The sequence below is a fragment of the Amycolatopsis thailandensis genome (genome assembly GCF_002234405.1).
GTDB lineage: Bacteria > Actinomycetota > Actinomycetes > Mycobacteriales > Pseudonocardiaceae > Amycolatopsis > Amycolatopsis thailandensis.
Genome location: NZ_NMQT01000098.1, coordinates 1 through 24,356 on the forward strand (window position 1 = coordinate 1; position 24,356 = coordinate 24,356).

At 68.9% G+C, this 24,356-nt stretch carries 24 protein-coding genes and 1 pseudogene; 19 read left to right on the forward strand and 6 right to left on the reverse strand.

Annotated features, from left to right (window positions below; genetic code table 11):
• From infB to CFP71_RS26900, 4 genes are all read left to right on the forward strand, one after another.
• A partial coding sequence (infB, locus tag CFP71_RS26885; RefSeq protein ID WP_093936732.1) for a translation initiation factor IF-2 occupies nt 1-1,494 on the forward strand: 1,494 nt, incomplete at its 5' end.
• A 73-nt stretch (nt 1,495-1,567) separates the two neighbouring features.
• On the forward strand, nt 1,568-1,861 hold the full coding sequence (locus tag CFP71_RS26890) for a DUF503 domain-containing protein (protein ID WP_093936733.1): 294 nt from the start codon (nt 1,568-1,570) through the stop codon (nt 1,859-1,861).
• Between the two features lie 28 nt (nt 1,862-1,889).
• The gene (gene rbfA / locus CFP71_RS26895) at nt 1,890-2,366 is read left to right on the forward strand and encodes a 30S ribosome-binding factor RbfA (protein WP_093936734.1); all 477 of its coding nucleotides are present in this window, start codon (nt 1,890-1,892) and stop codon (nt 2,364-2,366) included.
• On the forward strand, nt 2,347-3,213 hold the full coding sequence (locus CFP71_RS26900) for an alpha/beta hydrolase (protein WP_093936735.1): 867 nt from the start codon (nt 2,347-2,349) through the stop codon (nt 3,211-3,213). The genes rbfA and CFP71_RS26900 overlap by 20 nt, the downstream gene beginning before the upstream one ends.
• Nucleotides 3,214-3,315: 102 nt before the next feature.
• Here the strand turns inward: CFP71_RS26900 and CFP71_RS26905 are convergent, their stop codons facing one another.
• From CFP71_RS26905 to CFP71_RS26920, 4 genes are all read right to left on the reverse strand, one after another.
• Entirely contained in the window at nt 3,316-4,263 is a 948-nt protein-coding gene (locus CFP71_RS26905) for an ABC transporter substrate-binding protein (protein WP_093936736.1), read from the reverse strand.
• 11 nt (nt 4,264-4,274) lie between these two features.
• Nucleotides 4,275-5,042, reverse strand: a complete 768-nt coding sequence (locus CFP71_RS26910; RefSeq protein WP_093936737.1) for an amino acid ABC transporter ATP-binding protein — start codon at nt 5,040-5,042, stop codon at nt 4,275-4,277.
• Nucleotides 5,039-5,974: an amino acid ABC transporter permease gene (locus CFP71_RS26915; protein ID WP_093936738.1), complete on the reverse strand. Its 936-nt coding sequence runs from the start codon at nt 5,972-5,974 to the stop codon at nt 5,039-5,041. The genes CFP71_RS26910 and CFP71_RS26915 overlap by 4 nt, the downstream gene beginning before the upstream one ends.
• Nucleotides 5,975-6,236: 262 nt before the next feature.
• Entirely contained in the window at nt 6,237-7,280 is a 1,044-nt protein-coding gene (locus CFP71_RS26920) for a TRM11 family SAM-dependent methyltransferase (protein WP_167406290.1), read from the reverse strand.
• A 40-nt stretch (nt 7,281-7,320) separates the two neighbouring features.
• Here CFP71_RS26920 and CFP71_RS26925 point away from each other — a divergent pair, with 40 nt between their 5' ends.
• The 13 genes from CFP71_RS26925 (at nt 7,321) to CFP71_RS26985 (ending at nt 21,201) form a co-directional block, all read left to right on the forward strand.
• Nucleotides 7,321-8,316: a DHH family phosphoesterase gene (locus tag CFP71_RS26925; RefSeq protein WP_093936739.1), complete on the forward strand. Its 996-nt coding sequence runs from the start codon at nt 7,321-7,323 to the stop codon at nt 8,314-8,316.
• A gap of 56 nt (nt 8,317-8,372) precedes the next feature.
• Nucleotides 8,373-9,554 carry a preprotein translocase subunit SecY gene (locus CFP71_RS26930; RefSeq protein ID WP_093936740.1) on the forward strand — a complete coding sequence of 394 codons (1,182 nt, stop codon included), beginning with the start codon at nt 8,373-8,375 and terminating at the stop codon, nt 9,552-9,554.
• A gap of 47 nt (nt 9,555-9,601) precedes the next feature.
• Nucleotides 9,602-10,927, forward strand: coding sequence for an MATE family efflux transporter (locus tag CFP71_RS26935; RefSeq protein ID WP_093936741.1), 1,326 nt, complete (start codon nt 9,602-9,604; stop codon nt 10,925-10,927).
• A 209-nt stretch (nt 10,928-11,136) separates the two neighbouring features.
• Nucleotides 11,137-12,447, forward strand: a complete 1,311-nt coding sequence (locus CFP71_RS26940) for an MFS transporter (RefSeq protein WP_208636046.1) — start codon at nt 11,137-11,139, stop codon at nt 12,445-12,447.
• 29 nt (nt 12,448-12,476) lie between these two features.
• Complete coding sequence (gene truB / locus CFP71_RS26945; RefSeq protein WP_093936743.1) at nt 12,477-13,400, forward strand: tRNA pseudouridine(55) synthase TruB; 924 nt, start codon at nt 12,477-12,479, stop codon at nt 13,398-13,400.
• A 205-nt stretch (nt 13,401-13,605) separates the two neighbouring features.
• Entirely contained in the window at nt 13,606-14,568 is a 963-nt protein-coding gene (locus tag CFP71_RS26950) for a bifunctional riboflavin kinase/FAD synthetase (RefSeq protein WP_093936744.1), read from the forward strand.
• A 115-nt stretch (nt 14,569-14,683) separates the two neighbouring features.
• Nucleotides 14,684-15,163: a helix-turn-helix domain-containing protein gene (locus CFP71_RS26955; protein ID WP_093936745.1), complete on the forward strand. Its 480-nt coding sequence runs from the start codon at nt 14,684-14,686 to the stop codon at nt 15,161-15,163.
• Nucleotides 15,164-15,165: 2 nt separating this feature from the next.
• Nucleotides 15,166-15,675, forward strand: coding sequence for an RNA 2',3'-cyclic phosphodiesterase (thpR, locus tag CFP71_RS26960; protein WP_093936746.1), 510 nt, complete (start codon nt 15,166-15,168; stop codon nt 15,673-15,675).
• 128 nt (nt 15,676-15,803) lie between these two features.
• Nucleotides 15,804-16,073, forward strand: a complete 270-nt coding sequence (rpsO, locus tag CFP71_RS26965) for a 30S ribosomal protein S15 (protein ID WP_003084034.1) — start codon at nt 15,804-15,806, stop codon at nt 16,071-16,073.
• A gap of 231 nt (nt 16,074-16,304) precedes the next feature.
• Nucleotides 16,305-18,554: a polyribonucleotide nucleotidyltransferase gene (locus CFP71_RS26970; protein ID WP_093936747.1), complete on the forward strand. Its 2,250-nt coding sequence runs from the start codon at nt 16,305-16,307 to the stop codon at nt 18,552-18,554.
• A 96-nt stretch (nt 18,555-18,650) separates the two neighbouring features.
• Nucleotides 18,651-20,015, forward strand: coding sequence for a M16 family metallopeptidase (locus CFP71_RS26975; RefSeq protein ID WP_093936748.1), 1,365 nt, complete (start codon nt 18,651-18,653; stop codon nt 20,013-20,015).
• Complete coding sequence (gene dapB / locus CFP71_RS26980) at nt 20,012-20,758, forward strand: 4-hydroxy-tetrahydrodipicolinate reductase (protein ID WP_093936749.1); 747 nt, start codon at nt 20,012-20,014, stop codon at nt 20,756-20,758. Before CFP71_RS26975 ends, dapB begins: the two co-directional genes overlap by 4 nt.
• Nucleotides 20,755-21,201, forward strand: a complete 447-nt coding sequence (locus tag CFP71_RS26985) for a tetratricopeptide repeat protein (protein ID WP_093936750.1) — start codon at nt 20,755-20,757, stop codon at nt 21,199-21,201. The genes dapB and CFP71_RS26985 overlap by 4 nt, the downstream gene beginning before the upstream one ends.
• A gap of 110 nt (nt 21,202-21,311) precedes the next feature.
• Here the strand turns inward: CFP71_RS26985 and CFP71_RS26990 are convergent, their stop codons facing one another.
• A complete protein-coding gene (locus CFP71_RS26990) occupies nt 21,312-21,833 on the reverse strand; it encodes a YqaA family protein (protein WP_093936751.1) in 522 nt (173 codons plus the stop codon).
• A gap of 254 nt (nt 21,834-22,087) precedes the next feature.
• Between CFP71_RS26990 and CFP71_RS45050 the strand changes: the two are divergent.
• Nucleotides 22,088-22,390, forward strand: a pseudogene (locus CFP71_RS45050) (GtrA family protein); the annotation flags it as partial.
• A 66-nt stretch (nt 22,391-22,456) separates the two neighbouring features.
• On the opposite strand, the gene CFP71_RS27000 reads toward CFP71_RS45050, so the two are convergent.
• On the reverse strand, nt 22,457-23,017 hold the full coding sequence (locus CFP71_RS27000; protein ID WP_093936753.1) for a GNAT family N-acetyltransferase: 561 nt from the start codon (nt 23,015-23,017) through the stop codon (nt 22,457-22,459).
• A gap of 58 nt (nt 23,018-23,075) precedes the next feature.
• Here CFP71_RS27000 and CFP71_RS27005 point away from each other — a divergent pair, with 58 nt between their 5' ends.
• Nucleotides 23,076-24,296, forward strand: coding sequence for a winged helix-turn-helix domain-containing protein (locus CFP71_RS27005; protein ID WP_093936754.1), 1,221 nt, complete (start codon nt 23,076-23,078; stop codon nt 24,294-24,296).
• Nucleotides 24,297-24,356 lie beyond the last annotated feature (60 nt).

Sequence of the window (24,356 nt, forward strand, 5' to 3'; positions counted from 1 at the left end):
GGTCACGTCGACCACGGTAAGACCCGCCTGCTCGACACGATCCGCAAGACGAAGGTGCGCGAAGGTGAAGCCGGTGGCATCACCCAGCACATCGGCGCCTACCAGATCGAGACCGAGCTCGAAGGCAACCCGCGTCTGATCACCTTCATCGACACCCCGGGTCACGAGGCGTTCACCGCCATGCGTGCCCGTGGTGCCAACTCGACCGACATCGCGGTGATCGTGGTGGCGGCCGACGACGGTGTGATGCCGCAGACGGTCGAGGCGATCAACCACGCGCAGGCCGCCAAGGCGCCGATCGTGGTCGCGATCAACAAGATCGACAAGGAAGGCGCGAACCCGGACAAGATCCGGCAGCAGCTGACCGAGTACGGCCTGGTCGCCGAGGAGTACGGCGGCGACACGATGTTCGTCGAGATCTCCGCGCGGCAGAACATCAACATCGACGGCCTGCTCGAGGCGATCCTGCTGACCGCCGACGCCGCGCTGGACCTCCGGGCCAACCCGGACATGGAGGCCCAGGGTGTCGCGATCGAGGCCCACCTCGACCGCGGCCGCGGTCCGGTGGCCACGGTGCTGGTCCAGCGAGGCACGCTGCGCGTCGGTGACTCGGTCGTGGCGGGTGACGCCTACGGCCGCGTCCGCCGGATGGTCGACGAGCACAACGTCGACGTCACCGAGGCGTACCCGTCGCGTCCCGTCCAGGTCATCGGGTTCACCTCGGTGCCGGGCGCGGGCGACACCTTCCTGGTGGTCGACGAGGACCGCGTCGCCCGGCAGATCGCCGAGCGGCGTTCCGCCCGGACGCGCAACGCCCTCAACGCGTCGCGCCGCAAGCGGGTCAGCCTCGAGGACCTCGACTCCGCCTTGAAGGAGACGAACAGCCTCAACCTGATCATCAAGGGTGACAACTCCGGTACCGTCGAGGCGCTCGAAGCCTCGCTGGTGCAGCTCGAGGTCGGCGACGACGTCGAACTCAACGTCGTCCACCGTGGTGTCGGTGGCGTCACCGAGTCCGACATCGACCTGGCGACCGCGTCCGACGCGATCGTCCTGGGCTTCAACGTCCGTGCGCAGGGCAAGGCGACCGAGCGGGCCACCCGCGAAGGCGTCGACGTCCGGTACTACACGGTCATCTACCAGGCGATCGAGGAGATCGAGCAGGCTCTGAAGGGCATGCTCAAGCCGGAGTACGAAGAGGTCGAGCTCGGCAAGGCGGAGATCCGCGACGTCTTCAAGTCGTCGAAGATCGGCACCATCGCCGGTTGTCTCGTCATCTCGGGCGAGATCCGCCGCAACGCGCGGGCCCGTCTGCTCCGCGACGCGACCGTCATCGCCGAGAACCTGCCGATCAGCTCGCTGCGGCGGTTCAAGGACGACGTGGTCGAGGTTCGCGACGGGTACGAGTGTGGTCTGACGCTGGGGTCGTACAGCGACCTCAAGGTCGGCGACGTCATCGAGACGTACGAACAGCGCGAAAAGCCGCGTGCGTAAGTGAAACGGCGGCGCTCCCCCGCATCTGGGCGGGGGAGCGCCGCTTCACCTTCCAGACAACCCAGAACCCCACATGTTCGTAGGAGCTCTCGAGCTCGACATCCTGCTGGGCGACGTTCACTCGCTCAAGCAGAAGCGATCCGTGATCAAGCCGGTGCTGGCCGAGGTACGCAGGCGTTTCGACGTCTCCGTCGCCGAAGCCGGTCATCAAGACCTGCACCGGCGCGCGCTGATCGGCGTGGCCGTGGTCGCGGCGAGTGGCGAGCACATTCGTGACGTGCTCGACTCGTGTGAGCGCCTCGTGGCCGGCAGGCCGGAGTTCGAACTGCTCTCCGCCCACCGCCGGCTGCTCGGCCCGGATGACTGACGGAAGATCTTTCGAGGAGAAGAATCCCATGGCCGACCCCGCTCGGGCTCGCAAGCTCGCCAAGCGGATCTCACAGATCGTCGCGCACGCGATCGAGCACGACATCAAGGATCCGCGGCTCAATCACGTGACCATCACCGACACGAAGATCACGGCGGATCTGCACGACGCCACGGTCTACTACACGGTGCTCGGCGAGAACCTGGAGTCCACGCCCGATCACGCCGGTGCCGCGGCGGCGCTGGAGTCCGCCCGTGGCGTCCTGCGCACGAAGGTCGGTCAGGGCACGGGAGTCCGCTACACTCCGACGCTGGCCTTCGTGGCCGACAGCATCCCTGAAGAAGCCAAGCACATCGAGGACCTCCTCGCGAAGGCCAGGGAAGCCGATGCGGAGGTCGCCCGCCGGGCGACCGGGGCACAGCACGCCGGTGAAGCCGACCCGTACAAGCCGCCACGGGAAGAGGCCGCAGACGATGAGTTCGCCGATGAGGAGACCCGCAGCTGAGGAACCAGGCCACGCCCTGAACAGGCGTGGCCTGCTGCTGGGAGCCGCGGCTCTCGGCGGCTCGGCGCTGCTTTCCGCTTGCGGCGCCGAGAAAGCACCCTTGGTGGGGCCGCCGCCGGTGGCCCCACCGACTTCCCCGACACCGCTCACCGAAGCGGTCACTGTGCAGAAGATGCGGTCCGCGGCCCGGAACCGTGACGTCAACCTCGTCATCATCGCCCCCGACGGCGTGTCCCGGGTCGGGTTGCCGGTCTGTGTCGCCCTGCACGGACGTGGCGCGGACGCCCGGACCTTCCTGAACCTCGACGTGCAGAACGCGTTGAACCAAGCCGTCTCGGCCGGGCTGCCCGCCTTCGCGGTCGCGGCCGTCGACGGGGACAACTACTGGGTGGACGTCGGCAAGGCCGACGACCCGCAGCGGATGCTGGCCGACGAACTGCCCGGCTGGCTCTCCCAGCGTCAATTGCGCCCGCCGTCGGCGATGTTCGGGATCTCGATGGGCGGTTTCGGCGCGTTGCGCTACGCCCGCGAGCACAAGAACCTCAAGGCCGTCGCCGTGGCGAGCGCCGCGCTGTTCGTGAGCTGGTCCGATGCCAAGTCCCGCAAGGTGTTCGCGGATCGCGAGCAATGGGAATCCCACGAGCCGTTGCTGCACACCGGCGATCTCTCGGCGTCGTCCACCGGGGTGTGGTGCGGGAGCTCGGATCCCTTCGCCCGCGCCGACCGCAAACTCATCAAGGCGGTGCAGCCGGCCGTCGGGAAGATGAGCGAAGGCGAGCACAACGACGATTACTGGCGGGGCATCATGCCCGAGATGATGAAGTTCGTCGCGGAACGCCTGGCCTGACCCCGCGTTTCGTCCTCTGGATGCGGTAGTCGGTAACGCGAACTACCGCATCCAGAGGACGAAATGCGGTAGTCGGCGAAGCGAACTACCGCATTCAGAGGACTACTTGCGCGGAAGGCCCGGCGGATTGATCCGCGAGGCCTCCACGGCCTCGTTCCCCAGGTGCCAGCGTTTGAGCACCTCGGCGTACTGACCGTTCGCGAGCACGCTCTGAACGGCCTGGCGCAGCGGTTCGGCGAGCCCGTTGCCCTTCTTCGTCATCGCCGCGATGTCGGCCGGGATCTGGCCGCCGCCGGAGACCGTGCCGACGATCTTCGTCTGCCCGTCCACGGCGACGTGGTACGCGGCCGTCGGGTTGGGGCCCGCGTAGGCGTCGATCCGGCCGGACTGCAAGGCCAGGTAGTAGTCGGTGGTGTTCTGGAAGTACTGGAACTCCACCGGTTTCAGGCCGGCCGCCTTGTTCTGCTCGTCCCAGCGCACCAGGATCTGTTCCTGGTTGGTCCCGGAGCCCACCCCCACCTTGAGCCCGGCGATGTCCTTGGGCTCCTTCACCGTCACATCGCGGTTCTTCTTGACCTCGAAGGCGATAGTGTCCTTGCGATAGGTGGCGAAGTCGTACTTGTCCTTGCGCTCCTCGGTCACCGTGATGTTCGAGAACCCGGCCGCGTACTGGCCTGTCTCCACCGAGAGGAAGAGGTTCTCCCAGGACGTCGCCTGAAGGTCGAGTTCCAGCCCCAGCACGTCCGCGACCAGTTGCGCGATGTCGGTCTCGACGCCGATCACCGTCTTGTCGTCGTCGGCGCGGAACGACAGCGGGGGAGTGCCGTTGCCGGTGGTACCGACGGTCAGTTTCCCGGTGTCGCGCACCGCTTTCGGTACGAGATTCGCGACGGCGTCGACCTTCTGCGCGCGGACCCGGTTCTGCTGCGCGGTGATGTTGATCCCCGAGGTCCCCGGCTGAGGCGCGGCGGGGGCCGCGGCCTCGGTCGTCCCGCACGCGGCCAGCGCGACCGTCGACAGGAGCAGGATCGGGTACAAGAGCTTTTTCACGGTGACACTCCTTAAAGGACCTTTTCGAGGAACGCCCTGGTGCGGGGATGCTCGGGCGTGTCGAGAAGCTGTGCGGGCGGGCCCTGCTCGACGACGCGGCCGGCGTCCAGGAACACCACGGTGTCGGCCACTTCCCTGGCGAAGCCGATTTCGTGGGTGACGACGATCATGGTGGTGCCGCCGCGGGCGAGTTTCTTGATCACGTCGAGCACTTCGCCGACCAGCTCCGGATCGAGCGCGGACGTCGGCTCGTCGAACAGCAGGACTTCGGGCCGCACCGCGAGCGCGCGGGCGATCGCGACCCGTTGCTGCTGCCCGCCGGAGAGCTGCCGGGGATAGGCGTCCGCCTTGTCCGCGAGCCCGACCAGCGCGAGCAGTTCCCGCGCGTGGTCCGTCGCCTCGGCGCGAGCCCGGCGCTGAGCCGAAATCGGTGCCTCGACGACGTTCTCCAGCGTCGTGAGATGCCCGAACAGGTTGAAGTTCTGGAACACGAACCCGATCCGCGTGCGCTGCTTGAGGATCTCGCGTTCGCGCAGTTCGTGCAGCCGGTCGCCGGAACGCCGGTAGCCCATCAGTTCGCCGCCGACGCTGATGAAGCCGCGGTCGGCGCGGTCGAGGTGGTTGATGAGCCGGAGGAGGGTGGACTTGCCGGAGCCGGACGGGCCCAGCACCACGGTCACCTCGCCGGGCCGGACCTGGAGATCGACCCCGTCGAGCACGGTCAGCGCGCCGAAAGCCTTGTGGACGCCGCGGACGTCGACCTTGAAGCGGTCACTCATCGGGCTGCCGCCTTCAGTTTGGCGAGGCCGGCGCGGGCCTTCTGCAAGGGGGTGGGCGGGACGGTGCGCAGCGCGCCCTTGGCGTAGTGGCGTTCGACGTAGAACTGTGCCACCGAAAGGAGTGTGGTGAGCAGCAGGTACCAGGCGGTGGCGACCAGCAGCAGCGGGATCACCCGGCCGCTGCGGCTGTAGATCACCTGGACCTGGTAGAAGAGTTCCGGCAGTGCCATCACGTACACCTGCGAAGTGTTCTTGACCATGCCGATGATCTCGTTGGCCGCGTTCGGCACGATCGAGCGCATCGCCTGCGGCAGCACGATCCGGCGGAACTGCCTCCCCGGCGGGATGCCCAGCGCCGCGGCCGCCTCCCGCTGTCCCTGATCGACCGCGAGGAATCCGGCGCGCACGATTTCCCCGGAGTAAGCGGCCTGGTGCAGGCCGAGCCCGAGCCCCGCCGCGAGGAACGGCGGGATCAGGCTCATCGTGTCGAAAGAGACGAACGACGGGCCGAACGGGACGCCGAAGGAAATCTCGTTGTAGAGAATGGCGAGGTTGTACCAGAAAAGCAGCTGGAGAATGAGCGGTACCGATCGGAAGATCCACGTGTAAGTCCAGCTGACCGACCGCAGGAGCGGATTCCGGGAAATGCGCATGAGCGCGAGAACCGTGCCCAGCAGGAATCCCGCGACCACGCCGAACACGGTCAATTCCACCGTCAGGACGACCGAGGAGAGAACGGCGTCGGCGAACACGTACTCGGCGACGACCGACCATTCCCACGCCTGGTTGGTCACCAGGGCGTGTCCGGCCATGGCCACCAGTACGGCGACCACCGCCGCCGCCAGCCAGGTCAGCGGCCGCCGGGCGGGTACGATCTTCAGCGCCTCCTCCGGCCGGGCAGGTGCCGGAGGCGCGTCCAGGTCACTCGTCATAAGACACCTGTCTCGATGGAAATGGGCAGCAGGAATCGCCGAAAGCGGGAAAGACCGAAAAGGAATTGTCGTCGGCGCGGCATTGATCGCCGCTTTCCTTCTCGTCGAGCCGACTTTAGGAAGCTGTGCCCGTTCCGGTCAACGAGGCCGGTGCCGGTTCCAGATGCTGGAAGCCTCGTGAGTGGCCGCGAAGTACATGAAGGCCCCCTTCGCTGCGCTAGGCGCAAGGAAGGGGGCCTTCATGTACTTCGGATGAGCGGCCTCAGACGGGTTTGGCGGCGACGATCAGGTCCCGCACGATCGCCTGGTCCACCCGGTGGGCGAACCCGGCGTACGGCCCGTCCTCGCGGACGTCCAGCCCCGCCTTGTCCAGGATCGCGGCGAGTTCCTCACGCGGCGCGACGTTGGTGTTCCAGGAGATGCCGAGCGCTCCGCCGGGCCGCAGGACCCGCGTCCACACCGGGACGGCGGCCGCGAGCAGATCCCGCGGGCTGCGCGCGAGCGACGCGTCCTGGGTGCGGTGGCTGCCGTGCTGCACGCCGTACGGGGCGTCGGTGACGATGAGATCCACCGAGTTCGGCCGCAGCAGTTCGTCCGTGGTGAGGGTGTCGCAGTTGAGGTAGGTCAGCTTGCGGACGTCACCGGCCTTGTACCGCTCCTTGGTGATCCCGAAGCCGATGTCGAGCCGCCTGCCGAACCGGACCTTGTTGCGGCGCACCTGGCCGGATTCCGCGCTGTGCTTGATGCGCTTCTGCTTCAGCCAGGTTTTGACGAACATCTCGTAGGAGTCGAAATCCTTGCCGTCGACGTCGAGACCGGTCGCGTCGAAGCCGTACATCATCGCCTGGTTCAGCGTGGTGCCACGGCCGCACAGCGGATCCAGCAGGTGCAGCGGTTTCTCCAGCATCGCGGGCGGATCCGCCGTCGACAGCAAGGTGACGTTGACGAGCAGTTTGGTGAACAGTTCGTTCGTCTTGCCCGGGTACTTCTGAATGGTCAGCAGATCCGAGTCGAAGTTCGCGAGCGGGCTGATCGTCACCGGCTTCAGGACGCCGTCGCTGAGTTCGAACAGCGCGTACAGCGCGGAAAGGTTCGAAAGGAGTGCGAGGTCGCGCTCGCTCAACGGGGCGGGCGTGGTGAAGGTGAGGTAGCCGACGCCGCCGAGTTCGGTCTCGCCGATCTCCGAGATCTCGGTCTCCAGCGCGGACAGGCCGAACACCGCCAGCTCCGCGCGCAGCAGGGCCGGGGTGGAGTCGGTGTAGACCCGGTTGGCGGACGGGTAGACCAGGATCGCGTACTCGGACATCCGGTAGAGCGTAGCTTGACTGATTGTGACAGCGACTCCAGTGCCGAACCTGAAGGAAGCCGCCGCGCTCCTGGCGCGCGCGAACGACGTGACCTTGCTCGGGCATGTCCGCCCGGACGCCGACGCGCTCGGCAGCGCGCTGGCACTGGGCCGGGCGCTCCAGTTGCGAGGCGCCAAGGTCCGCGTCTCCGTCGGCGAGCCCGAAGAGATGCCGGAAACCCTGCGCGGCCTGGACGTCGGCGGGCTCTACGTCCCCGCGAGCGAACTGCCGGAGAGCGAACAGCTGCTGGTCGCGCTCGACACGCCCACCCCGGGCAGGCTCGGGAAGCTCGCGCCGCGGGTGGACGCCGTCCGCGCGGCCGGGGGCGACGTCCTGGTGATCGACCACCACGCGTCGAACGTCTTCTTCGGTACGGCGCATGTCGTCGACGACACCGCCGAAGCCACCGCCGTCCTTGTCTTCGCGTTGCTGCAAGAGCTCGGGGCCGAGATCGACGAACCGATCGCGCGCTGCCTGTACGCGGGGCTCGTCACCGACACGAGCGGGTTCCGCCGCGCCCGGCCGTCCACCCACTTGATGGCCGCGAAGCTGCTTGAAGCCGGGGTCGACCCGGACAAGGTGGTCCGCGAGATCGTCGACGATCACCCGTTCGCGTGGCTGCCGATGCTTTCGGACGTTCTCGCGGGGGCCCGGCTCGAACCGGACGAGGCGCGTGGCTTCGGGCTCGCGCACGCTGTCGTGACCCTCGACGCCGCGCGGAGCGTGCGCGCGGAGGAGGTCGAGGCGGTCATCGACGTCATCCGGTCCACGCGTGAGGCCGGGGTCGCCGTGGTGCTCAAGGAAGCCGAACCGACCGGGCCGCTGCGGCGGTGGACGGTCTCCCTGCGCTCGGCGGGCGGTGTCGACGTCTCGGCCGCGGCCGGGGAACTGGGCGGCGGCGGGCACCGGCAGGCGGCCGGGTGCACCGCGGAAGGCACGGCGGAGGAGGTGCTCGGCAAGCTGCGGACGGCACTGTCGAGGGCGCCGCTGCTGTGACCCGGTGACGGCCGGTGTCATCGTAATTTCATCGGCCGTTCTTAGCGTGAGCGGCGATGAACGCTCACGCTTCCCTCCGCCGCCGGATCCTGGTCACGCTGGGCGTGATCGTGCTGTTCCGGCTGGGTCAGAGCCTGCCCGCTCCCCACGTGACCGTCCGCGCGCCGGAAGCCGATCACCCGCTGCGCTGGATCCTCGACCTGGCGACCGGGGGTGGCCTGTCCACCCTGCCGGTGTTCGCGTTCGGCGTCCTTCCCTGCCTGGCGGCCCGGCCTGTCCTGCGGGCGCTGACCATCCTGATCCCGCGGCCGGCCGCGCTCCGGGCCGAAGGCGAAGCCGGTGCCCGCGCGTTGCTGCGGTATCAGCGATGGCTCACCGTCGTACTCGGCCTGCTGGGTGCCATCGCCGTGGTCGTGTTCCGCGGCTTGGACTTCCTCGGTGGAGCCGTCGCGGTGGCGTGCCTGGCGGCGGGCGCCGCCGTGGTCTTGCGGCTGACCGAGGTGATCACCGACCGGGGATTCGGCGACGGCGTCCGGATCCTGCTCCTCACGCAGGTGCTGGCCGTGCTGCCGGCGGGGTTCCCGCGCCTGTACGAGACGAAGGGCTGGGCCGCCATCGCGGTCGTGGCTGTCGTGACGTTGTCGATCACGGTCCTCACGATCGTCTTCGCGCAGGCGCAGCGCCGGATCCCGGTGCAGTACGCGAAACGGATGATCGGTGTGCGCGCCTACGGCGGGAGCCCGTCCTACATCCCGCTTCGGTTCCCCCAGTCGAACAGCCCGGCCGTCCTCGCCGCGGTGTTGCTGTCCTTACCGGTGCTCTGGCCCGGCGTGGACTGGCTGCGCGACGAGGGAAACCCCGGGCGGATCGCGATCTACTTCGTGCTCGTGTGCCTCTTCGCCTTCCTTCGGGCGGTGGGAACGATGGACATCGACCAGGTGACCCGTGATCTCGTGCGCGTGGGCGGCTTCGTCCCCGGGATCCGGCCGGGCCCGTGGACGGCCGACTACATCGGCTACGTGCGGCACCGGATCATCGGCGTCGGAGCGCTCTGCTCGGGTGTGGTCGCGCTGATCCCGGCCGTCGGCCTGGCCTTGCTGGACGTGAGCCCGAGGGTTCCTTTCGCCGGGGTGACCCTCCTGGTGGTGCTCGTCTTCCTCGTCAGCGTCGCGCTCGACACCGTGCGGCAGATCGAGTCGCTCCGTCAGCGGGAACGGTACGAACCGTTCCTCCGCTGATCTTCCCGGCGACTGGGACTGTCGTACCAGACGTCTAGTCTGCATCGGTGCCTGAAGCTTCCGAAGTCGACGAGCGTGTCCCCCCGAAACGCGTGCTCGGTCTCGCCGTGCCCGCGCTCGGTGTGCTCGCCGCCGAACCGCTCTACGTCCTGGTGGACACGGCCGTCGTCGGGCACCTCGGCGCGTTGCCGCTGGCCGGGCTCGCCGTCGGCGGTGTCGTGCTGTCGCAGGTTTCGAGCCAGCTGACGTTCCTCTCCTACGGCACCACGTCGCGGACGGCACGGCTGCACGGCGCCGGACGACGGGGTGACGCGGTCCGCGAGGGCGTCCAGGCGACCTGGCTGGCGGTGATCGTCGGGCTGGTCGTGATCGTCGCCGGGCAGCTGCTGGCCGCGCCCATCGCGCGGGTCCTCTCCGGGGACGCCGCGATCACCGAAGCCGCCGTCTCCTGGCTGCGGATCGCGCTGTTCGGGACCCCGTTCATCCTGATCACGATGGCGGGCAACGGCTGGATGCGCGGTGTCCAGGATTCCGCGAAACCGTTGCGCTATGTCCTGGCGGGCAACGGGATCTCCGCCGTCCTGTGCCCGGTGCTGGTGTACGGCGCGGACTGGGGGCTGGAAGGTTCGGCGATCGCGAACGTCGTCGCTCAGGTCATCTCGGCGTCGCTGTTCATCGTGGCGCTGGTGCGGGAGCGGGTCCCGCTGCGCCCGGAGCCGAAGGTGATGCGCGCCCAGCTCGGCCTCGGCCGGGACCTGGTGCTGCGCAGCCTCGCCTTCCAAGCGTGTTTCGTCTCCGCCGCCGCGGTGGCCGCGCGGACGTCCACCGAGGCCGTCGGCGCGCACCAGGTCGTGCTGCAGCTGTGGACGTTCCTCGCGCTCGTGCTCGATTCGCTCGCGATCGCCGCGCAGTCGCTCGTGGGGGCCGCCCTCGGTGCCGGCGCGAGCAAACGGGCGCGCGGGGTGTCGAGCCAGATCACGGTGTACGGGCTGATCTTCGGCTGCTTCCTCGGTGTCGTGTTCGCGTCGCTGGCCGGGGTGCTGCCGAGGGTGTTCACCTCGGACGCGGCCGTGCTCGGCGAGATCCCGCACGCGTGGTGGTTCTTCGTCGCGTTGCAACCGATCGCCGGGGTGGTGTTCGCGCTGGACGGCGTCCTGCTCGGCGCGGGCGACGCCGCGTTCCTGCGCAACGCGACGCTGCTGAGCGCGGCGCTCGGGTTCCTGCCGCTGATCTGGCTGTCGCTCGCGTTCGGCTGGGGCCTGGCCGGGATCTGGACCGGGCTCTCGCTGTTCATGCTGCTGCGGCTGGCGACCCTGCTGGTGCGGTGGCGTTCGGGGCGGTGGGCCGTGGAGGGCGCCGTCCGCGCTGCCTGAGGAGTGTCATGAGGGGTCCCCATGGGACGGAAAATGTCCTGAGGGGACCCCTCATGACACGCGCTCACCAGCACCGAGGCCATCGCGTGCTGTGGCGAAAACCACCCGGGTAACGGGTATGTTTCGCCGTTGCTTAGGAGCTACAACTATATGAGGCGGCAGCGCGGGCGTCTTTCTTTGCCCGAAAACCGTTCTCGAGGAGGATCACTGTGACAGGCCGAGCCACCCGCCGGTCCTGGTTCATCTGGTTCGCCGCCGTCACCGTCTACCTCCTCGCCGTCTTCCACCGCACCTCGTTCGGCGTCGCCGGGCTCCAGGCCGCCGACCGCTTCGGCGTCGGCGCGGCCGCGCTCGGCACGTTCACCGTCCTGCAGGTCGGCGTCTACGCCTCGATGCAGATCCCCACCGGTGTCCTCGTCGACCGCTACGGCCCGCGCCGCGTGCTCACCGCCGCCGTGTTCTTCCTCGGACTCGGCCAGATCCTGCTCGCGACCGCCGATTCGTACCCGCTCGGCCTGCTCGCCCGCGCCGTCGTCGGCTTCGGGGACGCGCTGACGTTCGTGAGCATCATGCGGCTGATCGCCGCGCATTTCCCCGGCCGTCAATACGCCCTGCTCGCCGCGCTGACCGGGGCCATCGGTTACGTCGGCAACCTCGCCGCGACCGTCCCGCTCGGCCTGCTGCTCGACGGTCCCGGCTGGACCCCGACGTTCCTCGCCGTCGGGCTGGTGACGGCGCTGTACTCCGCCGTCGTCGCCCTCCGGGTCAAGGACAACCCGCCCGGCGAGCCGGAGCCCGTGCGCGAAAAGGTGCATCCGAAACTGCTCGGCCGCCAGGTCGCCGAAGCGTGGCGCACCCCGGGGACCCGGCTCGGCTTCTGGGTCCACTTCAGCACGATGTTCGCGCCCAACGTGCTGACCATGCTGTGGGGCGTCCCGTTCCTGGTGCAGGGACAGGGCTATCCGAAGTCCACCGCGAGTTCGCTGCTGATCGTGTTCGTGTTCGGCTCGATGATCGGCGGCCCGGTGATCGGCGGCCTGATCGGACGGCGCCCGTCGCTGCGGATGCCGCTCGTCGGCGGGTACATCGGCGGTGCCGCGGTGATGTGGGCGGTGCTGCTCGGCTGGAGCGGGACGACTCCGATGGCGGTCCTCGTCCCCGCGTTCGCCTTCCTCTCCCTCGGCGGCCCCGCGTCGATGATCGGCTTCGCGCTGGCGCGGGACTACAACCCGCTCTCGCGCGTCGGCACCGCGACCGGTGTCGTGAACGTCGGCGGATTCGTGGCCACGACCATCTCCGCGCTCGCCGTCGGCGTCCTGCTGGAGTGGACGGGCGGCGCGTTCCGGCTCGCGCTGCTGTCGGTCGTCGCGGTGCTGGCGTTCGGCACCTTCCGGATGCTCGTGTGGTGGCGGCGCACCCGCGCCGCGCTGTTCGAGGCCGAGGCCCGCGGCGAGCGGATCCCGGTGCAGATCCGGCGGCGCCGCTGGGACGCCGAAGCGCCGCTGCCCGTCTCGTCCTAGGCGAAGGCCCGAAAGATAGGGTTCGGGCCGTGTCGCGCCCCAATCAGGCTCAAGCCAAGAAACGTCCCGCCCCGCCGCCCGGTCTCGTCATCGTCGACAAGCCGTCCGGGATGACCTCCCACGACGTCGTCGCCAAAGCGCGGCGCTTCATGGGCACCCGCAAGGTCGGGCACGCCGGCACCCTCGACCCGATGGCCACCGGTGTCCTGGTGCTCGGCATCGAACGCGCGACCAAACTCCTCGGCCACCTCGCCCTGGACCGCAAGACCTACCTCGCGACCCTCTCCTTGGGACTGTCGACCACGACCGACGACGCCGAGGGCGAGCCGATCGCCGAAGCCGCCGCGGACGCCGTCGAGAAGATCACCGACGACGAGATCGCCGCCGGGATCGCCGCGCTGACCGGCGACATCCAGCAGGTGCCGAGCGCGGTCAGCGCGGTCAAGATCGACGGCAAACGCGCCTACGCCCGCGTTCGCGCCGGCGAAGAGGTCGTCATCCCGCCGCGTCCGGTCACCGTGCACCGCTTCGACCTGCTCGCCACCCGCCGCGAGGCGGGCCGGATCGAACTCGACGCCGTCGTCGAGTGTTCGTCGGGGACCTACGTCCGGGCGCTGGCCCGCGATCTGGGCGCCGGACTCGGTGTCGGCGGGCATCTGCTCGCGTTGCGGCGCACCACGGTCGGGCCGTTCACCCTCGCCAAGGCCCGCACGCTCGATCAGCTCGAAGACAAGCCGGAGCTGTCGCTCGATCTCGACGCCGCCGTCGCCGCCGCGTTCCCGCGCCGCGACCTGGACGCCCGCGCGGCCCAGGCGGTCCGATATGGACAGAGGGTGCCCGCGGCCGGGATCGAAGGCACGTACGGGATGTTCGGTCCGGACGGCCGGGTGCTCGCGCTCGCCGCGGACGAAGGCGAACTGGCCCGCTCGGTGGTCGTGTTGCTGCCCGCCTAGGGTCGTGTCCTGTAAGGCCGGTCGATGGGCTTCGTGATCCAGGTGGTTCCTGACGGTGCGGGCGGATCGCCCTCGTACCGGGTTGTACTCGGGCGTATTCGCCCGTGCCGTCAGGGGCCACCTGGGCGCGAAGCCCGCGAGCGTGCCTTGCAGGACACGGCCTAGGGTGGTGTTCGGAGCAGGCCTGGAGGAGACGGGGCTACAAGTGCAGCGTTGGCGTGGTTTGGGTGACCTCCCCGGGAGCTGGGGACGGTGCGTGGTGACGATCGGCGTCTTCGACGGCGTGCACCGCGGGCATCAGGAGCTGATCACGAGGACGGTCCGCGCCGCCGCCGAACGCGGCGTGCCGAGTGTGGTGCTGACCTTCGACCCGCATCCGTCGGAGGTGATCCGGCCGGGCAGTCATCCCGCGCAGCTGACCACGTTGCGCCGCAAGGCGGAACTGGTCGAGGGCCTCGGTGTGGACGTCTTCTGCGTGCTGCCGTTCACCCTCGAACTGTCGCGGCTGACCGCGCACGAGTTCGTGCACGAGGTCCTGGTGGACAAACTGCACGCGGCCGCGGTGATCGTGGGGGAGAACTTCACCTTCGGCGCGAAGGCCGCCGGTGACGTCAACCTGCTGCGCACGTTGGGCAAACGGTTCGGTTTCGTGGCGCACGGGGCGGAACTGCAAGGGCTCCTCGCCCAGGAGCAGGCGGACAACGAGATCACCTTCTCCTCGACCTACGTCCGCTCGTGCATCGACGCCGGCGACGTCGTCGCGGCGTCCGAGGCGCTCGGCAGGCCGCACCGGCTGGAGGGCATCGTCGTCCGCGGTGACCGCCGGGGGCACGATCTCGGCTACCCGACGGCGAACCTGTCGACGCCGCGGTTCGCCGCCGTGCCCGCCGACGGTGTCTACAGTGCTTGGTTCACCCGTTCGTCGGATCCTGGCCGACGGCTTCGCTCCGCCGTCTCGGTCGGGACGAACCCGACGTTCTCGGGGCGGGAACGCACCGTCGAGGCCTTCGTCCTCGACATCGACGAGGATTTCTACGGGCAGCACGTCGCGCTCGATTTCGTCGCCAAGCTGCGGGATCAGGTCCGTTTCCCGACGTCGGAAGGTCTGGTGAAGCAGATCGACGAGGATGTCGCGCGGACGAGGGAAATGCTGGGCGAGCAGGACTGACCGGCCCCGGACGGAGCCGGACGAGAATCGACAAACACACCCGTCACGGTGCGTTCCGGTGGCAAGATGTCACGGACCGCGCAGGGTGTTCGACGGGGTTAGGGGAGCGGACCAGGTGGAGGACCACAAGATCGTCCAGCGGAACATCGCGCTGCAGAAGGAGTGGTACGGGGAGCCGCTCGGCGATCGGGTGCGGAGACTGGTGGTCGCGTTCGACATCTCCCAGGCCTTCCTCGCCGAGGTCCTCGGTATCAGCGCCCCCATGCTCAGCCAGGTGATGAGCGGGCGGCGGGCGAAGATCGGCAACCCGGTCGTGCTCGCGAAGATGATCATGCTGGAGCGCAAGGTGCTGGTCCCGGCGGTCGCCGCGGGGGACCGCAAGGCCATGCAGGAGGCGCTGGAAGACGTCCGCGACTCGCGGCCGACGGTGGGCCGGGACAGCATCCCGGTCGGAGCCGTCGCCGACGACCAGGGTGTGCTCGTGGCGCTGAAAGACATCGGCGAGGACGAAGACCTCACCGAAGCCGCGAAGCTGCTCGACGAGGACTTCCCGGCACTGGCGGATCTGCTGCGCCGGGCGGCCAAGCACACCTGACGATGACGCTTTTCAGCGCCCTGATCCCGCCGGACGGCGTCCTCGACGAGGTCGCCACCGCTCTGGGGACACCCGAGCAGGGCGATTTCCGCTGGTCAGGGCGCGAGAACTGGCACATCACCCTCGGTTTCTACGGCGAGGACGGCGCGGCCGAGCGGGGCGACTGGCTGGCTGAACGCCTCGTCGGGACGGGGCCGATCGACCTCCGGCTGGAAAAGGCCGCGACATTCCCCGGGGTCCTGTGGTTGAGTGTCACCGGAACCGGGCTCCACGAGCTGGCCGTCAAGGCCGGCGCGGAGAGTGAAGGCAGGCCGTACGTGGCCCACCTGACACTGGCCCGCTTCCCCCGCGACCGGCCGGAAGCCGCGAGCGCGTGGGAGGAGCGGCTGGCCGGATTCACCAGTGAGACTTGGACGGCGACCGAGGCCGTTCTGATGAGCAGTGACCATGAGCGGGGCTTGCCGCGCTACCGGGTGATCCGGTCGTACGCGTTGAACCACGCCCGCGCCTGAAGCCGCTGATCACGAGGCTGGTAACCTCGATGATTGGGTCCGGCTGCAGTCCGTGGCGGCCGTGACCGTCTCACCCGGCGTGAAGCATCGTCCGGGCCGCACGGCACAGAATATCTAGGAGCACCACTGTGGCTTTGTCCACCGAAGAGAAGAAGTCGATCCTTGCCGAGTACGGCGTGCACGACTCGGACACCGGATCCCCGGAGGCCCAGGTCGCGCTGCTGACCAAGCGCATCGTCGGCCTCACCGAGCACCTCAAGGCTCACAAGCACGACCACCACTCCCGTCGCGGGCTCCTGCTGCTGGTCGGCCGTCGCCGCCGGCTGCTGAACTACGTGATGAAGGTGGACATCGAGCGTTACCGTGCGCTGATCCAGCGTCTCGGCCTTCGCCGATAGCTTGAACCCGAGGGGGAGTGACCACATCGGTCGCTCCCCCTCGGTCTAAGAAACAACGCGGCGCGAGCGCGCCCGGGGAACCGTCCGCCGGTCCTCGGTAGTGGTTCCCGGGCAACGGCCCGGGGGCTTCGATCGAAGACCGGCCTCACTCCTCGAGCGTCCGCAGGCGAAACAGGTCCCAGGGTGGGAGACTCGCGCCGTTACAGAGGATCAAAAGAGGAGATACACCCTATGACCGACTCCACCGGAGTCACCGTGCACGAAACCGAAGCCGTGATCGACAACGGCCGTTTCGGCACCCGCACCGTTCGCTTCGAGACCGGCCGCCTGGCCCGTCAGGCCGCCGGCGCCGTCGTCGCGTACCTCGACGAAGAGACCATGCTGCTCTCGGCGACCACCGCGTCGAAGCACCCGAAGGACCACTTCGACTTCTTCCCGCTGACCGTGGACGTCGAGGAGCGGATGTACGCCGCCGGACGCATCCCCGGCGCGTTCTTCCGCCGCGAGGGTCGCCCGTCGACCGACGCGATCCTGACCTGCCGCCTGATCGACCGGCCGCTGCGCCCGTCGTTCGCCGACGGTCTCCGCAACGAGATCCAGGTCGTCATCACCGTCCAGAGCCTCAACCCGGACGACCCGTACGACGTGCTCGCGATCAACGCGGCCTCGGCCTCGACGCAGATCGCCGGCCTGCCGTTCTCGGGCCCGGTCGGCGGCGTCCGCGTCGCGCTGATCGACGGCCAGTGGGTCGCGTTCCCGACCTGGAAGCAGCTCGAAGAGGCCACCTTCAACATGGTGGTCGCCGGTCGCATCGTTGGTGACGATGTCGCGATCATGATGGTCGAGGCCGAGGGCACCGAGCAGACGCTCGACCTGATCGCCGCGGGCGGCAAGGCGCCGGACGAGATCGCCGTCGCCGAGGGCCTCGAAGCCGCGAAGCCGTTCATCAAGGTCTTGTGCGAGGCCCAGCAGCAGCTGGCCGAGCTGGCCGCCAAGCCGACCGGCGAGTTCCCGGTCTTCCTCGCCTACGAGCAGGACGCGTTCGAAGCCGTCGCCGCCATCGCGACCGACGACCTCGCCAACGCCCTGACCATCGCGGGCAAGCAGGACCGCGACAACGCGACCGACCAGGTCAAGGCCGCGGTGCTGGAGAAGATCGGCCTGGGCGAGGGCGAAGCCTTCCAGGGCCGCGAGAAGGAGATCGGCGCGGCGTTCAAGGCCCTGTCGAAGAAGATCATGCGCAAGCGCGTCCTCACGGACAAGATCCGCATGGACGGCCGCGGCCTGACCGACATCCGGTCGCTCGCCGCCGAGGTCGCCGTGATCCCGCGGGCGCACGGTTCCGCGCTGTTCGAGCGCGGTGAGACCCAGATCCTGGGCGTCACCACGCTGAACATGCTCCGCATGGAGCAGCAGATCGACTCGCTCTCCCCGGAGACCACGAAGCGGTACCTGCACCACTACAACTTCCCGCCGTTCTCCACCGGCGAGACCGGCCGCGTCGGTTCGCCGAAGCGGCGCGAGATCGGCCACGGCATGCTCGCCGAGCGCGCCCTGGTCCCGGTCCTGCCGAAGCGGGACGAGTTCCCGTACGCGATCCGCCAGGTCTCCGAGGCGCTGGGCTCCAACGGCTCCACCTCGATGGGCTCGGTCTGCGCCTCGACCATGGGTCTGCTGAACGCGGGTGTCCCGCTGAAGGCGCCGGTCGCTGGCATCGCCATGGGCCTCATCTCCGACGAGGTCGACGGCGAGACCCGCTACGTCGCGCTGACCGACATCCTCGGTGCCGAGGACGCCATGGGCGACATGGACTTCAAGGTCGCCGGCACCAAGGACATCATCACCGCGCTCCAGCTCGACACGAAGCTCGACGGCATCCCGTCGGAGGTCCTCGCGGCCGCGCTGAAGCAGGCGAAGGACGCTCGCCTCACCATCCTGGAGGTCATCGCCGAGGCGATCGACGGCCCGGACGAGATGAGCCCGTACGCCCCGCGCGTCACCAGTGTGAAGATCCCGGTGGACAAGATCGGCGAGGTCATCGGCCCGAAGGGCAAGATGATCAACTCGATCACCGAGGAGACCGGCGCCGACATCTCCATCGAGGACGACGGCACGATCTACGTGGGCGCGGCCGACGGCCCGTCGGCGGAGGCGGCGATCGACAAGATCAACGCCATCGCCAACCCGCAGCTGCCCAAGGTCGGCGAGCGCTTCCTCGGCACCGTGGTGAAGACGGCCGCGTTCGGCGCGTTCGTCTCGCTGCTGCCGGGCAAGGACGGCCTGGTGCACATCTCGAAGCTGGGCAACGGCAAGCGGATCGCCAAGGTCGAGGACGTGGTCAACGTGGGCGACAAGCTCCGCGTCGAGATCGCCGACATCGACAACCGCGGCAAGATCAGCCTGATCGTGGTCAAGGAAGACGACGCCGCCGAGAAGCCCGCCGAGGGCGACAAGGCCGAGGCCCCGAAGGCCGACGCGTAGTAGTCCTGCCAGACCGATGTGAAACGTCATGAAAGGGTCGTTCAGGACATTTTTCGTCCTGAACGACCCTTTCCTGACATGTGAGTAAGGGATCCGTTGGCTCGTCAGATCTCCGGGCACGAACAGCCCATCGGCAGCACCCGCACGCTGGAGTCCACTTCGGACGGTGCGGTGGTCAAGCGCAGTGTGCTGGCCGGTGGCCTCCGGGTCATCACCGAGCACGTCCCGGCTTCCCGGTCCGTGACGGTCGGGCTGTGGGTCGGCGTCGGATCGCGGGACGAGCCGTCGTCGGTCGAAGGTGCGGCGCACTACCTCGAACACCTGCTGTTCAAGGGCACCAAGAACCGCGACGCCACCCAGATCGCCGAGGAGATCGACGCGGTCGGCGGGGAGTTCAACGCGTTCACCGCGAAGGAACACACCTGCTACTACGCGCAGGTGCTCGACGAGGACCTGCCACTCGCGATGGACCTCGTCACCGACGTGGTGTTCGAGGCGCTGTGCACGGACAAGGACGTCGAGACCGAGCGCAGTGTCGTGCTCGAAGAGATCTCGATGCGGGACGACGACCCGGAAGACCTGCTGCACGAGACGTTCGTCGGCGCGATCCTGGGCGATCACGCGCTCGGGCGTCCGGTGCTCGGCAGCGAGAAGTCCATCATCGAGATGTCGGCGTCGGCGCTGCGCGGGTTCTACCGGCGCCGCTACACGCTGCCCCGGATGGTGCTCGCCGTCGCCGGGAATATCGAGCACGGCCAGGTGCTTCGCCTGGTGCGCAAGGCTTTGCGGAACAGGCTGACCGGATCGGCGACGCCGGTGCCGCCGCGCGGCGGGCGGGCGCGGATCGCGATGGCGCCGAAACTCGCGCTGCACACTGACGACACCGAGCAGGCGCACGTGATGCTCGGCCTGCGTTCGCTGCCGCGGCACGACGACCGGCGGTTCGCGCAGTCGGTGCTCAACGCCGCGCTCGGCGGCGGGATGAGTTCGCGCCTGTTCCAGGAGGTCCGCGAGAAGCGCGGGCTGGCGTACCAGGTGTACTCGTCCGTCGCGAGCTACGCCGACGCCGGTCACATGGCCGTGTACGCGGGCTGTCAGCCCGAGAAGCTCGGCGAGGTCGCCGGGGTGATCCGCGAGGTGCTCGAACTCGTCGGCAAGGACGGGCTGAGCGAAGCCGAGGTCGCGCGGGCGAAGGGGCAGTTGCGGGGCGGGCTCGTGCTCGGTCTGGAGGACACCTCGTCGCGGATGTCGCGCATCGGCAAGAACGAACTGAACTACGGCCGGTATCTCGGCGTCGACGACACGGTGGCGCGGATCGACGCCGTCACCACCGAAGAGGTCTGTGCGCTCGCTCGCACTCTGCTGCACCGCCCTGGTGGCGTGTCGGCGGCGGCGGTCGTCGGGCCGTACGCTCACGCCGACGACCTGCCGGACGATCTGCACGAGGTGATCGCATCATGACCGCTGGAATTCGCGTCGGTGTGCTGGGCGCACGCGGCCGGATGGGCCAGGAAGTGGTCAACGCCGTCAACGGCGCCGACGACCTGGAACTCGTCGCCGCGCTCGACGCCGGGGACGACTTGTCGGCGCTCAAGCAGGCACAGGTCGTCGTCGACTTCACCCATCCCGAAGCGGTGATGGGCAACCTGGAGTTCCTGACCGGCAACGGGATCCACGCCGTCGTCGGCACCACCGGATTCAGCGAGGAACGGCTTGAGCAGCTGCGGACGTGGCTCGCCGCCGACCCGTCGCTCGGCGTGCTCATCGCGCCGAACTTCGCCCTCGGCGCGGTGCTGGCGATGCGGTTCGCCCAGCAGGCGGCCCGGTTCTACAACTCGGCCGAGGTCATCGAGCTGCACCACAACCGCAAGGCCGACGCGCCCTCCGGTACCGCCGCGCACACCGCGCGCCTGATCGGCGAGGCCCGTGCGGAAGCCGGTCTCGCGCCCGGCGAAGACGCGACGACGTCCGAAGTGGACGGTGCCCGCGGCGCGCTCGTCGACGACGTCCGCGTGCACTCGGTCCGGTTGCCCGGTCTGGTGGCGCACGAGGAGATCCTGTTCGGTGGCGAGGGGGAGACCCTGACCATCCGGCACGACTCGCTGCACCGCACGTCGTTCATGCCCGGTGTGCTGCTCGGCGTGCGCTCGGTGCTCACGCGGCCCGGCCTGACGGTCGGTCTCGAGAACGTCCTCGACCTGTGAGGGCCCGCAACTTCGCGCTGGTGATGACGGCGGCGCTCGCCGTCTACGTCGTCCTGCTGGCGGGCCGGGGCATCGCGCTGGTGCGTACCGGCGAGACGGTGCCGGTGATCTTCGGTGTCGGTGTCCTGCTGCTGCCGCTGCTCGGCGTCTGGATCATCGCGACCACCTGGCGTTCCGGCGTCCAGATCCAGCGGCTCTCGCGGCGGCTGGACGAAGAAGGCGGCTTGCCCGACGTGTCCGATCTGCCGCGGCGGCCTTCGGGCCGGGTGGATCGCGACGCCGCGGACGCCTGGTTCGACGAGCGCCGCGCCGAAGTCGAGGCGGATCAGGATAACTGGCGGGTCTGGTACCGGCTGGCGTACGCGTACGAGATCGCGGGGGACCGGAAGCGGGCCCGCGCGACCATGCGGCGCGCCGTCGAACTCGAAGCCGCTTCCCGCTGAGGTCACACCCCGCCGAAGTACATGAAGGCCCCCTTCCTTGCGCTAGGCGCAGTGAAGGGGGCCTTCATGTACTTCGGTCCTCCCGCATTCAGAGGACTAAATGCGTGAGGTCAGTAGTGGAACCAGCCGGCGAACAGGGCGGGTGACGCGGCCAACAGGCTGAACCGCAGCCAGCGGCCCAGGAAACCAGTGGCCAGGAAGCTCACCAGCGGCATCTTCACCAGCCCCGCGAGCACGCTCGTGGCCATGTACGGCGGCAGTCCGAGGATCGAACTCACCCCGTACGTGCCCGCCATCCAGTGCGGATGCCGGTGACAGCGTTCGCGCAGGGCGTCGAGCCGGGCGCGCAGCTTCTTGGTGCGAGCCCGCCACCTCTCCCGGCGCGGGGTGGGCGGCCGCTCCCGGTGCAGCCTGTCGTGCAGGGGTTTCGGCAGCTTGATCGTGCCCTTCGCGGCGAGGTAGTAAAGCGTCTTCCCGCCGACCTGACCGGCCGCGACGATGGCGCCGAGCAGCAGCCACGGCAAAGTCGGCTGGCTCGCGCACAGGCCGATGAGGAACATCTCGATGCTGACCACGGGAAGGATCGCCGAGCCGAAGGCGACGCCGAACGACAGGAGCAACCAGCCCACCATCGTTGCCTCCCCGTTATCTTCGACCTCTCCAAGCTATCAGCTGAAATACGGGTCGCACTGGGGCCAGCCCCCGTTACCGCGCTCGGGCACGCACCAGAAGATCACCTGTTCGTCGGCTCGCGGCCACCTGCCGCTGCCATGCTGGGCTCGTGGCCGACGTGCACGACGCGGTCCGCGGCAAGGGTTTCGCGGATCGCTTCGCCGACTTCTGCGCGGCCGTGGTGCGGCGCCTCCCCTTCGGGCTTTCCCGGCTGGTGGCGCCGAGCTTCCTCGGTTTCGCGCTCATCAACGGGTTCACCTTCGGGGTCGACCTGGTCCTGCTGACCCTGCTCCGCGGCTGGCTCGGCCTGCCGGTGTGGCTGGCGATCACGCTCGCCTACGGGGTGGCGTTCGGGCTGAGCTTCGTGCTCAACCGCAGCATGAACTTCCGCTCGCACGCGCCGGTCGGCAGGCAGGCGGTGCTGTACGTCGTCGCGATCGTCATCAACTACCTGGCGTTCCTGCTCGGTGTCGGCGCCGGGCTGGCCGCGCTGGGCGTCGACTATCGCCTTTCCCGGCTCATCGCCGGGGCGTGCGAAGGCGTCTTCATGTACTCGGTGATGCGCTGGGTCGTGTTCGCGAAGTCAGGGAGTGAGCTCGAGGTCGAGGCCGCCGGTGAGCCGGACTTCGCGCACGTTCGTGCTTCCGGTGTCGAGGATGCGGACGGTTCCGTCCGGGGACCAGCCCGCGCGGCGGAAGAACCCCAGTGACGCGTGATCGGTCTGGGCGACCCAGCTGATCCCGCGGGTGGCGCCGTCCTCGCGCAGCCAGGCCGACGCGTTCGCCAGCAGCCGTCCCGCGTGCCCGCGCCGTCCCCAACGGGGCTCGACCAGCAGCGAGGCGATGAGCGCCGTCGTCGAGGCGTCGTCGGGCAGCGATCCGTCGGCGGTGGACACTTCGCTCTCCGGAGCCTGACCCGCGACGCAGAAGCCGACGGTGAACTCGCCTTCGGTGGCGAGGAAGACGCGTGTGCCCGGGTACTCGATCGTTTCGGCCCAGGTCTTTTCGAGCTCGGCGACGTCGAGCCCGGCGACAGCCGCTTCGCCGAGCAGTTCCGTGTAGGCGCTTTTCCACGTGTCGCGCTGGATACGCGCGATCTCGGGGGCGTCGGACACGACTGCGGGGCGGACTTCGGCGGCGGCCATGCGGAGAATCTAGTCGGACCGCCGGAAACTGTCGGTGGCGGATGGCACCATTCGGACGATGAGCACTTCGACCATCAGCGGGCCGGTCGCGCGCCGGATCGCCCTGGCCGCGCAAGGATTCGCCGAAGCACGGCCGAGCGGGGCGGTGACGAGACGGCATCTGCAACGCGTGTTGTCGCGAACCCAGTTGCTGCAACTGGATTCGGTGAACGTCGCGGTCCGCGCGCACTACATGCCGATCTTCTCCCGGCTCGGCGCGTACGAACCCGCGCTGGTGGACGACGCGGCGTGGTCCCATTCCGCGCGCAAGCCCCGGCTGCTGGTCGAATCCTGGGCGCACGAGGCGAGTTTGCTACCGGTGGCGGACTGGCCGTTGCTGCGGTCCGGGGCGAAGCGCATGGGCTGGTGGACGAACTACGCGCGCGTGCTGGAGCAGACGCCCCAGCTGGTGGACGACATCCTCGCCGTGGTCAAGGAACGGGGACCGATCGGCGCGGGAGGCATCGAGCGCGCGCTGGAAAGTGATTCGGGCGGGTACAAGCCGGGCTCGTGGTGGGAGCGGTCGGAGGTCAAGAAGGCCTGCGAGTGGCTGTTCGGCATGGGACAGCTGACCACCGGCACGCGCCGGTCGTTCGAGCGGCTGTACGACCTGACCGAACGTGTCGTGCCGCCGGAGATCCTGTCGCGGCGGGTGAGCCCGGAGGAAGGCGCCCGCGAACTGATCACCCGCGCGGCCGTCGCGCTGGGCATCGGAACCGAACCGGACCTGCGGGACTACTACCGGCTCGGCCCCGACGTCAGCAAGCGGGCGGTGGCCGAACTGGTCGACGCGGGTGTGCTGGAACCGGTGATCGTGGACGGCTGGCCCGCCCCGGCGTATCGGCACGTCGCGGCGAAGGCGCCTCGCACGGTCACCGGCCGTGCGCTGCTGTCGCCGTTCGACCCGCTGATCTGGGAACGCGCCCGGACCGAGCGCATCTTCGACTTCTTCTACCGCATCGAGATCTACGTCCCCGAGCCGAAGCGGATCTACGGGTACTACGTGTTCCCGTTCCTGCTCGACGGCGAACTCGTCGGCAGGGTGGACCTCAAATGCGATCGGGCCGCGGGCGTGCTTCGCGTCCAGGGTGCTTTCGCGGAGCCTGGGGTGGATGTCGCGCGGGTCGCGAGTGAGCTGGCGGGAGAACTGCGGCTGATGGCGGAATGGCAGGGGCTGGACGGGGTCGCGGTGGGAGGGCGGGGCGACCTCGCTCCCGTGCTCTCGCGCCTCGTGCGCTGATCCCGGCACCCTCGCGTCTGCAATGAAGGGGCCTTTCATAGCAAATTTTGCTATGAAAGG

Coding starts and splice junctions, on each gene's coding strand:
- CFP71_RS26890 (WP_093936733.1), top strand. CDS start 1,568: ATGTTCGTAGGAGCTCTCGAGCTCGACATCCTGCTGGGCGACGTTCAC.
- rbfA (WP_093936734.1), top strand. CDS start 1,890: ATGGCCGACCCCGCTCGGGCTCGCAAGCTCGCCAAGCGGATCTCACAG.
- CFP71_RS26900 (WP_093936735.1), top strand. CDS start 2,347: ATGAGGAGACCCGCAGCTGAGGAACCAGGCCACGCCCTGAACAGGCGT.
- CFP71_RS26910 (WP_093936737.1), bottom strand. CDS start 5,042: ATGAGTGACCGCTTCAAGGTCGACGTCCGCGGCGTCCACAAGGCTTTC.
- CFP71_RS26915 (WP_093936738.1), bottom strand. CDS start 5,974: ATGACGAGTGACCTGGACGCGCCTCCGGCACCTGCCCGGCCGGAGGAG.
- CFP71_RS26920 (WP_167406290.1), bottom strand. CDS start 7,280: ATGTCCGAGTACGCGATCCTGGTCTACCCGTCCGCCAACCGGGTCTAC.
- CFP71_RS26930 (WP_093936740.1), top strand. CDS start 8,373: ATGAACGCTCACGCTTCCCTCCGCCGCCGGATCCTGGTCACGCTGGGC.
- thpR (WP_093936746.1), top strand. CDS start 15,166: ATGACGCTTTTCAGCGCCCTGATCCCGCCGGACGGCGTCCTCGACGAG.
- CFP71_RS26970 (WP_093936747.1), top strand. CDS start 16,305: ATGACCGACTCCACCGGAGTCACCGTGCACGAAACCGAAGCCGTGATC.
- dapB (WP_093936749.1), top strand. CDS start 20,012: ATGACCGCTGGAATTCGCGTCGGTGTGCTGGGCGCACGCGGCCGGATG.
- CFP71_RS26990 (WP_093936751.1), bottom strand. CDS start 21,833: ATGGTGGGCTGGTTGCTCCTGTCGTTCGGCGTCGCCTTCGGCTCGGCG.
- CFP71_RS27000 (WP_093936753.1), bottom strand. CDS start 23,017: ATGGCCGCCGCCGAAGTCCGCCCCGCAGTCGTGTCCGACGCCCCCGAG.
- CFP71_RS27005 (WP_093936754.1), top strand. CDS start 23,076: ATGAGCACTTCGACCATCAGCGGGCCGGTCGCGCGCCGGATCGCCCTG.